This is a genomic window from Paenibacillus sp. J22FR83 (genome assembly GCF_059691955.1).
Genome location: NZ_JCAUAM010000016.1, coordinates 1 through 14,130 on the forward strand (window position 1 = coordinate 1; position 14,130 = coordinate 14,130).

The window sequence follows — 14,130 nt, forward strand, 5'->3', positions numbered from 1 at the left end:
ATGAGAGATGTCAGTGTTCTTTTAAGTGAATTTGCGTACTCATTCATGGCGTAACCTCCTCGTTTTTCAAGGGGCTTCGCCACACATTTCTAACTGCTTGTCAAGTTTTTTCATTATATATGCAAAAAAAGAGCGGGCTATCTTTTCGATAACCTGCTCTTTCTTTGATTTATGGTCCTGCGCCTTAACTTAATGACATTGGGAATCTTTCCTGCCCTTTTTTGTTTGTTCTAGGCGCATGTATTGTCAAATACGCGTGCATTATGGTACTTTTATTAGTATGTATGCGACCTCTTTAGCGGAATTTGGCATAGGGAAGGTTCAAGTAGAGAGGGGAAAATATAGGTATGTATTTACATGGTACCAGTAGAATAAATGACCAAGGCCATCTCGAAATTGGCGGTGTCGATACGACAAAGTTAGTTGCCGAATACGGTACGCCTCTCTATGTTTTTGATGAAGCGCTTGTTCGTCAGCGTTGTCGTGAATTCGTTGAAGCTTTCAGAGCTTCTGGGCTGAAATTTCAAGTAGCCTATGCAAGTAAAGCGTTTTGCGTAATGGCGATGTGCCGAATCGTAGAAGAAGAAGGTATGTCATTGGATGTAGTTTCGGATGGCGAGTTATATACAGCGCTTCAAGCGGGATTCCCAGCTGAGCGTATTCACTTCCACGGAAATAACAAAACCATTTCTGAAATGGAAATGGCCATTGATGCCAAAATTGGATGCTTCGTTGTGGATAACTTTATCGAGTTGCAAATGCTGAATGCGATTGCGGCTGAGAAACGCCAAAAAGTGAAAATTTTATTGCGCATTACGCCAGGTGTTGAGGCGCATACGCATGAATATATTTCAACGGGCCAAACCGATTCCAAATTCGGGTTCGATCTAGGGAATGGATCAGCTTTCCTAGCGATTCAGGAAGCTTCGCAGCTTTCTAATCTTGATCTACTGGGCATACATTCGCATATTGGTTCACAAATATTCGAAGTTGAAGGGTTCCGAATTGCGGCTGAGAAAATGGCTGAATTCGCCATTCATGTTCGGACTGAATTAGATGTTACGTTCAAAGTAATCAATCTCGGCGGTGGTTTCGGCATTCGCTATGTGAGTGAAGATACGCCACTTCCAGTTGCTGTCTATGTGAAAGCTATTACGGATGCGATCAAAGCAAACTTCGGGAGCAACGGCTATCCACTGCCCGAAATTTGGGTTGAGCCGGGCCGTAGCATCGTTGGCGATGCAGGGACTACGCTTTATACGGTCGGCACAGCGAAGGAAATTCCCGGTGTGCGTAAGTATGTAGCTGTGGATGGCGGAATGACTGACAATCCGCGTCCAGCGCTGTACAATGCTGTTTATGAAGCGGGACTCGCTAATCGCGCTACTGAGCAACCAGCTGAAGTGGTTTCCATTGCTGGTAAATGCTGCGAGAGCGGCGATATGTTGATCTGGGATGTGAACCTGCCGAAGGTAGTAGCAGGCGATATTCTGGCAGTTTCGAGTACGGGAGCGTACAACTACTCAATGGCTAGCAACTATAACCGTATTCGCAGACCGGGAGTTGTATTCGTCAAAGATGGTCAAAGCGACCTCGTCGTGAAACGTGAATCTTTTGACCAAATTGTTGAGAATGATTTAATTCCAGCGAGAATGAAGCAAGTAAGCAAGACCGTCTAAATAGGTACCCAAGATCGACAGGAGACCCTTTGTAGAGAAGGGTTACTCCTGTTGTTTGTGTAATGCAGCCATTCATAGTAGAATAAGATATTATTTCCTAAAGGAGTGAACCACATAATGGCAAAACAAGCAAAAATTCAACTAGCAGGTGGCGGAGAGGTTGTTATCGATCTTTTTGAGAAAGATGCACCGAACACTGTCGCTAACTTTGAAAAACTAGCAAACTCCGGTTTCTACAACGGACTTGTTTTTCACCGCGTAATCCCAGGATTCGTAGCACAAGGTGGTTGCCCAACGGGAACAGGAACTGGTGGCCCTGGCTACCAAATCGACTGTGAAATCAACCCTAACAAACATGAGCGCGGTTCCCTTGCTATGGCGCATGCTGGCCGTAACACAGGTGGAAGCCAATTCTACATCGCTTACCAACCACAACCACATTTGGATGGCGGACACACCGTGTTCGGTAAAGTATCCAAAGGTATGGAGCTTGTTGATGCTTTCAAAGGCAAAGACAAAATGGAAAAAGTAGAAGTTGTCGAAGTATAATTTCTATGATAGGGACTGCTCAGACTTAGGTCTGGGCAGTTTTTGTGTTTTGGCGGGGGAGTGGGGATAGTGAAATCCGAGTGAAATGTGAATAGATGGATTTTCTGTAGTTAATTTATAGAATATCCTGATAAAAAACCAATTAGATGGATTTCCTGTAGTTATTTTCACGTATTTTTACGATAATGCGTGTTTGGAGGGATATTAACTGTAAATATTCCATTTAAATGGAATATTTGATGGAATTCTTCGGGAATAACTGTATATTTTACATGTAAAATGTGGAGTGTTGGAGACGGCACGAATTCCGGGAGGACATGCCCTGACCACTGACGTTGATCACTGACGCTGATCACTGACGCTGATCACCAAACCTTAAATATCTGAACACGAACGAACCCTTGACCTTCGGCCAAAAATTTTCGAACCTAACGCTAACCTGACCCCGATGTCGAATCTGTGCCAACGCCAACCTGACATCGACACGAAGCCGAGTCAACGTCAACATGACTCCGACGTCGAACACTGACAAACCTGACTTCGACCGCCAACCCGAACCCGAACCCGAACCCCCAAAAAACTAGTATTGTCTTGTTAGGTATTCGAGTAGAGTTCTGGCAAGTGTTTGTTTGCTGACGTTGGCGGTAGTGTCTCCCTCAACAGTCAAAAATGCAAAAAGGCAACCTTTTTTGCCAAATGATGCTTGAAATTGGTAAATACGTGCAAAAAGGCAACCTTTTCAACGTATTTCATGAGAATACTCTAAAATCACTCCAAATAGATGCCTATTTGCAACAATTTCTAATAAGGGAGGGAGAACCCCCTTCCAAAAGTGCTTTTTTGCATTTTTGAAAAGGGGGGAGAGGGTGTTGAACTGATGGGTTCTTGACATTACTCACATCACTCCACTTTCCCCATTGTTATCACTTCACTTTCCATACTCTAATATAACTCTTGTATCTCCTCAAGCAACTTTCCTGACTTCTTAGCACATTAGCAATTTAACTACTCTAAAATCATATATCGTGACACTCCTAGCAATAATAACTAAACTACACAAAATAAACTTAAGCAGGGAAATTGTATGGTTGGCGAGGTTTGTTTGGAAATTGAGTTAAGGTATGTGGTGACTGAATAGTGGGATAAATTGTTTACCCGCGAAGCTCTCAGTGTGCGATATGGTGTTGCATGATGGTCAATACTCTCGGACTCATATGAGAATCCTAACAGTAAAAAGGCAATATCTTCGGATATTGCAAGTCAAATCCATTAATTCCGACAAGTTTTATCAGAAAAAATGAAAAAAGGCCTTGCAATTTTCATTCGTGAGTGATAAATTTTTGTGTAATAAAGAAATTAGTAACTAAGGTTTAGTTATTGATCTCTTGTTATAGTATGCAAAACCTTCGGGGCGTGGTGAAATTCCACACCGGCGGTGATTCGTAAGCATGTACGTGTATATGGTTGCGATCAGTCCGTGACCCGTTGTGAAGCTAGCGGTACCTGACAACAGCTTCGCTACGGTTGACCTGGTGGAATTCCGGGACCGACAGTATAGTCTGGATGGGAGAAGGAAAATGCGAATGCAATTCGCTAGCATGCTTGTTCATTTTTTCACATTAACCTAAATTCGGCAGGTCTGTCCATCAAGGGCAACTTCGTCGTTGTTGTTTGATGTAATCAAAAATGTGACAAGCGTAAAAGCTGAGGCTTATTCGTGTTATCTAAACAATCTCTGGCCCCCATCCGTAAGCGGAAGGGGCTTTTTTGCATTAGAATCAAGGACTGGAATAAGAAGGCGGTGATCATCCATGGGGCTGTTAAATGACGAATCCTATATGAGACTTGCGCTTCAGATGGCAGCGAGTGCGCTCGGACAAACGGAAATCAATCCTGTAGTTGGTTGTGTACTTGTTAAAGAAGGCCGAATTGTCGGCATGGGTGCACATTTGAAGCGTGGAGAGGGTCATGCAGAAGTGTTGGCGTTACGAATGGCCGGTGAGGAAGCCAAAGGAAGCACGGCATACGTGACCTTGGAGCCCTGCAGTCATCATGGTAAAACGCCGCCATGCTGCGACCGCCTCATCGAAGCTGGTGTGACGCGTGTTGTCGTAGCTGCGACTGATCCGAATCCTGTAGTGGCTGGGACGGGAATCGCTAAGCTGCGTGCGCACGGGTTGGAAGTGAGCGTAGGCTTGCTGGGTGATGAATCCATGAAGATGAACGAAATCTTCAACAAATTCATCGTCACGCGAATGCCTTTTGTAACGATGAAGACTGCGAGCACGCTTGACGGTCGTATCGCTTCCAAAACTGGCGACAGCAAGTGGATTACTGCTGCGGAGTCGCGAGCTTGGGTTCACACGTTGCGCCACCAGCATCAAGGGATCCTTGTCGGCGTCCAGACGGTCATCGCCGACGACCCGCAGCTGAGTACGCGCGGCGACGTACCGGCTGTGCAGCCGGTACGCATCATCGCGGACTCGCAGCTGCGAGTCCCGCTCGGCGCCCGCGTGCTCACCGAGCAGGATCGTCAGCCGACGATCCTGCTCGCCAGCGCACAGGCGCCTGCAGAGCGCCGCGCCGCGCTGGAAGCGCGCGGCGTCACGATCCTCACCTGCGGCGACGGCCCGCAGGTGGACCTGACGCTCGCCATGCAGCAGCTTGGCGAGCGCGAAATCGGCTCCATCCTCCTCGAGGGTGGAGGCCGCTTGAACGGCGCCATGCTGGAGCGGCGCCTGATTGATAAGATGGTGCTGATGTTTGCGCCGAAAATTATCGGCGGGGGTCTAGCAGCACCAATGAACATCCACTTCGACGGTTACGCGAAGATGGATGACGCCATAACGCTCGACCGGCTGCGTGTCGAGCAATTCGGACCGGATGTGTGTATAACCGGTTATCCGCTCTATAAGAGCTAGAGAATGGAGGGGTTGCATGTTTACCGGCATTGTTGAAGAAATTGGCCACATGCGCCGCATTCATAGTGGAGGGCAAGCCATGGTGCTGACCATTGGCGCCAAAAAAATACTGGAAGATGTCCATTTGGGGGACAGTATTGCCGTGAATGGTGTGTGTCTCACGGTTATCTCCTATGATAGTGATTCCTTCTCTGTTGATGTGATGCCTGAAACATATCGAAAGACGAATCTACGGAAACTTCAATCGGGTACACGGGTGAATTTGGAGCGGGCGATGGCGGCGAATGGCCGATTTGGCGGACATATTGTTCAGGGTCATGTGGATGCCACAGCAACAATCCTTTCTCGCATACCGGATGAGAATGCAGTTGTATACCGGTTCGCACCGGAGAATCCGCATATTTTCCGATATATCATCCCAGGTGGTTCTATCACGATTGATGGTATAAGTTTGACAGTTGTAGATGTCACAGAAAGCGATGTTTCCGTTTCGATCATCCCGCATACCCTTGCACAAACCGTCCTTCATGACAAAAAGGCCGGGGATACGGTCAACATTGAATGTGATGTGCTTGGCAAATATATGGAACGACTGCTCAAATTCGGTCCTTCTGAGACTTCTGCTCACGGAAATGGAGAGCCAAAGAAAAGTAAGCTGACTGCAAGCTTTTTAGCAGATAATGGCTTTATGTAAGTTAGGAGAGATGAATATGACACAATCCATTCGGTTCAATACAATTGAAGAGGCACTTACAGATCTGAAACTAGGAAAAGTAATTATTGTTGTCGACGATGAAGATCGTGAAAACGAAGGTGATTTTATCGCGCTTGCCGATAAAACGACGCCTGAAGTGATCAACTTCATGATTAAAGAGGGGCGTGGGCTTGTCTGCACACCGATTACCGAAGACAGAGCCAGAGAATTAGATCTGCCTCCGATGGTGGCGCGCAACACAGATTATCACGGTACAGCCTTCACAGTTTCTGTTGATCACACGGATACAAGCACTGGAATTTCAGCACATGAGCGTTCCAGAACGATTCAAGGCTTAATTGATCCGTCGACAAAGCCGCAGGATTTCCGCAGACCGGGTCACATATTCCCTTTGATCGCCAAAAAAGGTGGAGTACTTCGCAGAGCAGGTCATACGGAAGCCGCAATCGATCTAGCAGTACTTGCTGATTCATATCCGGCAGGTGTGATTTGTGAAGTTATCAAAGAAGATGGTACTATGGCAAGGGTGCCTGATTTGATGGAATTAGCTGCTAAGCATGAGCTTTGCATCATTACGATTCAAGACCTTATCCACTATCGCAATCAGCAGGAAAAGTTGGTGAAACGCGAGGTTGAAGTTGATTTGCCAACCGATTTCGGCACGTTCAAAGCGATTGCGTACACGAATCAACTAGATGACAAAGAACATGTAGCTTTAGTTAAGGGGACCATTGACCCTACCAAGCCTACCTTGGTGCGCGTCCATTCGGAGTGTCTGACAGGCGATGTGTTCCATTCTCATCGTTGTGATTGCGGTCCACAGCTTGATGCTGCGTTAAAACAGATTGATGAAGAGGGCAATGGTGTATTATTATATATGCGACAGGAAGGTCGCGGTATCGGCTTAATTAATAAATTGAAAGCTTATGTCCTGCAAGAGCAGGGATTAGATACCGTAGAAGCGAATATTAAGCTTGGATTTGCTCCAGATCTTCGTGATTATGGCATTGGCGCTCAGATCCTCAAAGATCTAGGGATTTCCAAACTTCGCCTGCTAACGAATAATCCGCGTAAAATCAAGGGTTTAGAAGGTTATGGCATTGAAGTGAATGAACGCGTTCCGATCCAAATGGAGAGTAAGAAAGATAATCTTAATTATTTGCAAACCAAGCAGCAGAAGTTGGGTCACATGTTGACCTTTATAGATGCAGGCAAAGGCATTTAATTTATAGCATGAAGCATTCACCGATTAACCAAATCAAACAATTAGGATTCAACAGAAGGAGAGATTTTTACCATGGCAACGATTTATGAAGGGCATTTAATTTCGCAAAATTTAAAATATGGGATTGTCGTAGGACGTTTCAACGAGTTTATTACTTCCAAATTACTTGGCGGAGCACAAGACGCGCTTAAACGTCATGGTGTAGATGAAAGTGAAATTGATATCGCTTGGGTTCCTGGCGCATTTGAACTTCCTCTTATCGCACAGAAAATGGCTGAAAGCGGCAAGTATGATGCGGTCATTACCCTTGGTGCGGTCATTCGTGGATCAACGCCTCATTTTGACTATGTGTGCAGCGAAGTGGCCAAAGGTGTTTCCGCTATTAATTTGAAAACCGGCATTCCAACAATCTTCGGTGTACTAACCACTGATTCCATTGAGCAAGCCGTTGAACGTGCAGGAACGAAAGCGGGCAACAAAGGCTGGGAAGCTGCCGTAACTGCAATTGAAATGGCGAATTTGTCGAAGCAATTCTCTTCCTAATGCTGGCTTATTATCATTTAGAAACACTGCTGCCGCGGCTGTTTGCTTTCCTAATTGCCATCACCTTGCATGATACAGCGCATGCTGGAGTCGCTTGGCTGCTAGGAGATCGAACGGCTCGTGACAACAAACGGTTCTCGCTTAACCCCTTGGCGCATCTTGACGTCTTGGGGTTGGCGATGATCGTCTTCGGACCCTATGGGTGGTCGAAGAACATTCCGGTTGATCCAGAACGTTTTACTAAACATAAAAAACTGTCAAATACACTGGTCTATGTAGCGGGACCTTTCACGAATCTTGTGCTCGTGCTGTTTTTCTGGTGGCTCTATTTTTACTTACCTGCTTTAGTTGGCGGAGCAACAGAATCGCTTGTCGTAGAACAATGGCGTGTCTATTTGCAATATTGTGTTATCGTTAATTTAATGGTTGGGCTTATTCACTTGTTGCCACTTTATCCGCTTGATGGATGGTACATAGGGAGAGGACTTATTTCGACTCCAAAACAGCATTGGCTGGACAAGCATAAAATTAAAGCACTCATTCTTGTAATCGTTTTACTGGTGACCCCGATTGGACAATGGGCGCTTAGCGGAATTTATCCTTATGCCGTGCAGGTCATCATGCATCTTTATTCACTATGACAAGGGGAAGAACGACATGAAGGTTACGTACAAGTTAGAAGCATTTGAAGGCCCCCTTGATCTATTGCTTCATCTAATTGATAAAAATGAACTCGACATTTACAATATTCCGATCAAAGAAATTACAGATCAATACCTTGGGTATGTACAAGCGATGCAAGAGCTGGAGCTGGATATTACGAGTGAGTTTCTCGTCATGGCGGCTACGCTGCTCTCCATCAAAAGCAAAATGCTCTTACCTAAGCCGCCTGTCATTGAATTTGACGAATATTTTGATGATATGGATGATTCGTTAGACCCGCGCGCTGAACTCGTTGCCAAGCTGATTGAATATCGGAAATATAAATCGATTGCTGATATGCTTCGTGATAAAGAGGTGGAACGCAGTCTCGTTTACACGCGTGAACCCGAAGATTTAACTCCGTATCTGCCAGATCTTCAAGAGAACCCGGTGGAAGGGTTAGATGTGGCTGATTTGCTAATTGCTTTCCAGCGTACGCTGCGCAAATTAGCGAACCGCAACGTTGTTGCACGGATTAGGCGGGACGAAATCTCGGTGAAAGATCGGATTCGCGAGGTTGTTGATTTGCTTAAGATAAAAGGCGGTAAGCTATTATTTTCTAAGTTATTCGATTATGAGATGACGAGGGAAGAAATTGTCGTTACCTTTCTAGCTATCCTTGAGTTGATGAAAATGAAGCGGATTACCTGCTACCAGAATCAGCTATTTGAAGATATTGTCATCCAAGCCAAAGAGGAGGGATCGAACCTTGACACTCAACTTCCAACAGATGAAATCGATTATTGAAGGTCTTCTCTTCGCCTCTGGCGACGAAGGACTAGATCTCAAGCAGCTTGCTGAAGTGATGGAGCTCGATGCCTATGTGATTAAAGATCTGCTGAAAGATATGCGAACAGATTTCAAACGTAAAGGACGCGGCGTTCAAATTGTAGAGGTTGCTGGAGCATACCAGCTTACAACATTGGCGGAACATGCTCCGTATTTTGAGAGGCTTGCTTATACGCCCTCGCGTTCCTCGCTCTCGCAGGCAGCTCTTGAAACGTTATCCATCGTTGCATATAAACAACCGATTACACGTGTGGAGATCGAAGAGATCCGCGGCGTGAAGTGTGATCGAGCACTTGCCACGTTAACGGGTAAGGATTTGATTACGGAAGTCGGACGTGCGGATGCAGTGGGTAGACCGATCTTATACGGGACATCCAAACAATTCTTGGAGTATTTCGGTTTAAACTCGATTCAAGAATTGCCAGACTCGACTAACTTCCAAGGTAGTTTTGATTTAGAAGAAGAAACTCGTATGCTATTCGATCGTTTGAATGGGGACCAGAAGCAACTGACCCTGGATGATGTGAGCGACGAGCAGCCCGAGTAAGGTCATGTTAGATCAGATCGTATCCAAACATGCATTTCATTTCCTTATAGAGGTCATACTAACTTCACCTGCGAGAATTCATCTTGCGCGTGGAGTTTTTTCATTTTGACTAAGGAGGCGTATGTGTTGCTGTGGGTAGGATTGGCCGTCTCGGTTGTCAGTATTGCACTTATCGTAGTGCTGTGCAGCTATATGCGTGGTGAGTTTTATTTCTCCCGGGTAAAAGACAATGATACGCTTTCTGTGGAGATGAGAGGGTTGTTTGGGCTCGTCCGTTACCGTTATGTTATTCCAATCATTCAGTTTAAAGGATTCACGCAAGGGATATTAATTAAGTCGGAGAAAGTGACTCAGCATGACGCGAAATTAAAAGATGAGACGAGAGATCACATAACCAAAGATAGAGTCATCACCTTCTACAAGGAAACCAAAGATGTCCTTGTACATACGCTTAATTTATATGGCTGGATGAAACAAACATTAGCGAAAGTGGAGTGTACGGAGTTGAAGTGGATCACCCGTGTAGGTCTTGGCGATGCACCGGAAACAGCGATTACGACAGGGGCGGTGTGGGGGATCAAGTCTTCACTGCTTGGCTTTGCAATCCGGTATGTGAAGCTGATAGCGAAGCCTCGTATTGATGTGATACCGCAATATAATGAAAAGCAATTTGCAACGGAGTTTCGTTTTGCCGGTCGAATTCGGGTTTGGTTTGCGGTAATGGCTGGAATGCGGTTGTTGTATCGTGCGGCAAAAATCAAAGGTGGCATTCGAACATGGATTCAATACGTTTTGAAGGCAAGAGCTAGATTCAAACCGGCTTCGTGAGTGTTACATAACCCCACGCTAGTAGGGGCATTCTAGAAGTGAACCATGATAGTTCTTTTGAGATCTCAGAGCTTAATCTTTCGTTGCCAGAAACGTATGGTAATGGTGAAAAAACGCTAAGGAGGAATATGAAGATGTCCGAACACCCGATTCAAGGCCTCATGAAAGTCGCCATGGAAAATATAAAAGAAATGGTCGACGTAAACACAATTGTCGGTGACCCGGTAGAAACGCCAGATGGCAGTGTAATTATGCCGATATCCAAAGTCGGATTTGGTTTTGCCGCTGGGGGTAGTGAGTTTGTGACAGACTCCGAAATCGAAATCGAAGGAGGGGTCAACCGCGTCGATGCACTCAATGCCAAAGTTGCACTCCCCTTCGGTGGTGGTAGCGGTGGTGGGGTTTCCATTACGCCAATTGCGTTCCTAGTCGTAGGTAAGAGTGGCGTGAAGGTTGTACCGCTAGACAATCAAACGCATATCCTGGAGCGACTCATCGATTCTGCGCCACAAGTTGTGGACAAGATTCAGAGTATGATCAAAGGTATGTCAGCAAAGTCGCCAGCAGCCGTTTCAACCAATGTGACCAACGTTGAGAACCAGAATTTTATTGTGTAACCTGTTGTCATTATGAGCTGTCCTTTGAGGACAGCTTTTTCTTTGGTTAATTAGCTATCTTGGGAGTTTTTTACAACTGTTTTGGCAGAGGCAGGACGCCAGTTAATTAGTTTAATCAGTTGATCCTGCATATAGGAGGGTGAATATTTGAAGTCACTTTCTATCCAGTGAAAAATGAGACCAAGCAAAGCATGAATCGAATAAATGCTCATCAATTCTTGATCGATTTCGTCATCTTGATCAGGGTAAGATAATTCTTCTTGCGTGATTTTGATTAAGGCATGCAGCATCTTCTCTTTCAGCTTAGGAAGGACGTCACTCTTCATCAGTGTGGTATAAATGGCTGAATTCTGATAAAAGTGATCGAATATCATGACGGATTTAGCCGGAAGCTCATAAATACGAAACACATCAACATGCTCATATGGTGCACGGAAAGATTGAAGTAATTGTTCAGTTAGGTTGGAAATAATATCATCAAGCAAATCTTCCTTGCTCTCATAATTGGCATAAAATGTCCCGCGATTATAGTTGGCGAACTCCACAATCTCAGTGATAGAAATAGAAGTAAATGGCTTTTGTGACATTAATGCCAGCAAGGCTTCCCGTAGAGCGATTTTACTTCGCACGATTCTGCGATCCGTTTTCTTCGTGATTTGTGACATTTCTGTTCATTCCTTTTTGACGTTAGTGAACAAAATCAATCCTTTTGTACGATAGCTAACAAACAAGCGTTTTTTACTGATTGTATCACTTCTGATACTCTATTATACTCCAAGTGAAAGAAGTTCTACAGGCACAATTCAGTGAGTTATTCGCACAAAAATACATGACATTTGGAGGAATTACACATGAAGCTTTCTGGAAAAGTAGCTATCGTTACAGGTGCAGCGTCAGGTATGGGGAAAGCAATCGCGGAGTTATTCGCAGCTGAAGGAGCTAAAGTTATCGTTTCAGATCTACGCGTTGAAGCGGCGCAAACGGTTGTTGGGGGCATTGAAGCCAAAGGAGGTACAGCGGTTGCTGTAGCTGCAAATGTTGCGAAAGAAGAAGATGTCGCACAAATGATCGATACGGCCGTTAAGGAATTCGGGACCGTTGACATTTTAATAAATAATGCTGGTATTATGGACAACTTTGTCCCTGCTGGAGATCTCACAGACGAGCTGTGGGAACGCGTTTTTGCGATTAACACAACAGGTGTTATGCGTACAACACGGAAAGTTCTTCCGATTTTTACAGAGAGAAAAAGCGGTGTTATCGTAAACATTGCATCCGCTGGTGGATTAAATGGATCTAGAGCAGGTGCAGCATATACAGCTTCTAAACACGCAGTAGTTGGATTCACAAAGAACGTCGGGTTCCAATATGCGAATCTCGGCATCCGTTGCAATGCGATCGCACCTGGTGGGGTGAGCACGAACATCGGAACCACAATTAATGCACCAAATCCTTTTGGTATGGAGAGAGCAATGGTCGGAATGGGCCTAAATCCACGTGCTGGCGAGCCGGAAGAAGTGGCAAAAGTAGCCTTGTTCTTAGCTTCCGACGATGCGAGCTTTGTTAATGGAACAGTGGTTACTGCGGATGCAGGCTGGACAGCTTACTAAGCGCAACCGAGTATTATGTAGAGAGAACACACTAATTCATCATTTGAAGGCCGATTCAGAAGTAGATGTCTACTTTTGGACGGCCTTTTTGTTTTGGGTTGTTTTCAGGACATATCCCTCGTCCACTCGCATATACTTGTACAAAGTTTCATCTGTGGCTTTGATTACAAACATGTACAAGTTCGCTCGTGTAGGAGGATAACCCAACCCATGAAAACCAAACGCCAGTTCATCATTATTTGCTGTGCCTTGATTGGATTATTAATTTCACCATGGACGCATGTAGATGCCGCACCGCCAAGCATACATACCAATGCGGTCGGTGCTTCGCTCGTCGATGTGGAGTCAGGACGTGTGCTGTATAGTGAAAAAGGGGACACGCCTATGCGAATAGCAAGCTTGACCAAAATTATGACAGCGATCATTGCCATTGAACAAGGCAATCTCACGAGTATGGTGAAGGTCAGTAAGAATGCTTTTGGCAAAGAAGGATCATCGATTTATTTGAAGTTTGGGGAAGAAATGCGGCTGCATGACATGCTGTATGGGCTCATGATGCGCTCTGGTAATGACGCCGCGACAGCAATCGCTGAACACATAGGCGGCAGTGTCGATGGGTTCGTCTATTTGATGAATGAGAAAGCCAAAATGCTGGGAATGGATCATTCCCACTTCACGAACCCATCGGGGTTGGATGAAGGTGAAGGCCATCGCTCAAGTCCGAATGATATGGCTAAGCTTACGGCATATGCGCTCAAGAATAGCGTATTTGCCGACATTGTATCCACCAAGCTGAAGAAAGTGCCCAATCCCAACGAGCCATGGGACTATTCGTGGCTAAACAAAAATAAAATGCTTTCCATGTTCGAAGGTGCAGATGGTGTGAAAACAGGATATACGAAGCTCGCTAAGCGATGCCTAGTATCCTCAGCAACCCGGAACGGCCAACAGCTAGTTGTCGTTACCTTAAATGACGGCGACGACTGGGCAGACCATGCGAAGCTGCTCCAATATGGTTTTACTCATTTCCCATTGCAGACACTGGTCAAAAAAGGCGACGCAATCGAAGGCACCCCTTGGGTAGCGAGCCGAACGTTCAAATATCCACTCGCGGAAGGTGAATACGCAAACTTAACGCATCAAGTTACTTTGGTAGATCCCATGGCGACTGAGTATCGCTTAGCCGAACGTGGTGCGCTCCGTGTTTCCTTGAAAAATAAGCTGATACAGACTATACCGATCTATGATCCTGCCAACCCACTGATGCAAGTGCCAGAGAAAGCAACCTTCTCCTTTCAAACGAGCACGCCTTATCAAGAGACATTGCTGACCAAATATAGCTATATCTGCAGAATGCTTGTTCAGGGGTTATTCCATATTTCTGGCTCCAAATGGGCGGATTAAT

The 14,130-nt window shown here is 45.4% G+C and carries 14 protein-coding genes and 1 riboswitch; of the genes, 13 read left to right on the forward strand and 1 reads right to left on the reverse strand.

Annotated elements, in window-relative coordinates; genetic code table 11:
- Nucleotides 1-347 precede the first annotated feature (347 nt).
- From lysA to ytfJ, 11 genes are all read left to right on the forward strand, one after another.
- A complete protein-coding gene (gene lysA, locus AC58PV_RS25810) occupies nucleotides 348-1,679 on the forward strand; it encodes a diaminopimelate decarboxylase (RefSeq protein WP_497435495.1) in 1,332 nt (443 codons plus the stop codon).
- Between the two features lie 117 nt (nucleotides 1,680-1,796).
- Entirely contained in the window at nucleotides 1,797-2,228 is a 432-nt protein-coding gene (locus tag AC58PV_RS25815) for a peptidylprolyl isomerase (RefSeq protein ID WP_068661946.1), read from the forward strand.
- Nucleotides 2,229-3,626: 1,398 nt separating this feature from the next.
- Nucleotides 3,627-3,807: riboswitch (FMN riboswitch) on the forward strand.
- Nucleotides 3,808-4,039: 232 nt separating this feature from the next.
- Entirely contained in the window at nucleotides 4,040-5,149 is a 1,110-nt protein-coding gene (gene ribD / locus AC58PV_RS25820; protein WP_497435496.1) for a bifunctional diaminohydroxyphosphoribosylaminopyrimidine deaminase/5-amino-6-(5-phosphoribosylamino)uracil reductase RibD, read from the forward strand.
- Nucleotides 5,150-5,165: 16 nt separating this feature from the next.
- Nucleotides 5,166-5,843 (forward strand): riboflavin synthase, encoded by a 678-nt coding sequence (ribE, locus tag AC58PV_RS25825; RefSeq protein ID WP_497435498.1) that lies wholly within the window; start codon nucleotides 5,166-5,168, stop codon nucleotides 5,841-5,843.
- Between the two features lie 16 nt (nucleotides 5,844-5,859).
- The gene (locus AC58PV_RS25830; RefSeq protein WP_497435499.1) at nucleotides 5,860-7,089 is read left to right on the forward strand and encodes a bifunctional 3,4-dihydroxy-2-butanone-4-phosphate synthase/GTP cyclohydrolase II; all 1,230 of its coding nucleotides are present in this window, start codon (nucleotides 5,860-5,862) and stop codon (nucleotides 7,087-7,089) included.
- A 72-nt stretch (nucleotides 7,090-7,161) separates the two neighbouring features.
- Nucleotides 7,162-7,632 (forward strand): 6,7-dimethyl-8-ribityllumazine synthase, encoded by a 471-nt coding sequence (gene ribH, locus AC58PV_RS25835; protein WP_497435500.1) that lies wholly within the window; start codon nucleotides 7,162-7,164, stop codon nucleotides 7,630-7,632.
- The gene (locus AC58PV_RS25840) at nucleotides 7,632-8,273 is read left to right on the forward strand and encodes a site-2 protease family protein (RefSeq protein ID WP_497435502.1); all 642 of its coding nucleotides are present in this window, start codon (nucleotides 7,632-7,634) and stop codon (nucleotides 8,271-8,273) included. Before ribH ends, AC58PV_RS25840 begins: the two co-directional genes overlap by 1 nt.
- A gap of 16 nt (nucleotides 8,274-8,289) precedes the next feature.
- Nucleotides 8,290-9,081 carry a segregation and condensation protein A gene (locus tag AC58PV_RS25845; protein ID WP_497435503.1) on the forward strand — a complete coding sequence of 264 codons (792 nt, stop codon included), beginning with the start codon at nucleotides 8,290-8,292 and terminating at the stop codon, nucleotides 9,079-9,081.
- A complete protein-coding gene (gene scpB / locus AC58PV_RS25850; protein ID WP_497435706.1) occupies nucleotides 9,065-9,670 on the forward strand; it encodes an SMC-Scp complex subunit ScpB in 606 nt (201 codons plus the stop codon). Before AC58PV_RS25845 ends, scpB begins: the two co-directional genes overlap by 17 nt.
- 123 nt (nucleotides 9,671-9,793) lie before the next feature.
- On the forward strand, nucleotides 9,794-10,498 hold the full coding sequence (locus AC58PV_RS25855; protein ID WP_497435504.1) for a DUF2953 domain-containing protein: 705 nt from the start codon (nucleotides 9,794-9,796) through the stop codon (nucleotides 10,496-10,498).
- Nucleotides 10,499-10,632: 134 nt separating this feature from the next.
- Nucleotides 10,633-11,115, forward strand: coding sequence for a GerW family sporulation protein (gene ytfJ / locus AC58PV_RS25860; RefSeq protein ID WP_497435506.1), 483 nt, complete (start codon nucleotides 10,633-10,635; stop codon nucleotides 11,113-11,115).
- A gap of 50 nt (nucleotides 11,116-11,165) precedes the next feature.
- Here the strand turns inward: ytfJ and AC58PV_RS25865 are convergent, their stop codons facing one another.
- Nucleotides 11,166-11,780, reverse strand: coding sequence for a TetR/AcrR family transcriptional regulator (locus tag AC58PV_RS25865; protein WP_497435507.1), 615 nt, complete (start codon nucleotides 11,778-11,780; stop codon nucleotides 11,166-11,168).
- Nucleotides 11,781-11,966: 186 nt separating this feature from the next.
- On the opposite strand from AC58PV_RS25865, the gene AC58PV_RS25870 reads away from it, so the two are divergent.
- On the forward strand, nucleotides 11,967-12,725 hold the full coding sequence (locus AC58PV_RS25870; RefSeq protein WP_497435508.1) for an SDR family oxidoreductase: 759 nt from the start codon (nucleotides 11,967-11,969) through the stop codon (nucleotides 12,723-12,725).
- Between the two features lie 210 nt (nucleotides 12,726-12,935).
- Nucleotides 12,936-14,129 carry a D-alanyl-D-alanine carboxypeptidase family protein gene (locus AC58PV_RS25875; protein WP_497435509.1) on the forward strand — a complete coding sequence of 398 codons (1,194 nt, stop codon included), beginning with the start codon at nucleotides 12,936-12,938 and terminating at the stop codon, nucleotides 14,127-14,129.
- The last annotated feature ends 1 nt before the right edge of the window (nucleotide 14,130 follow it).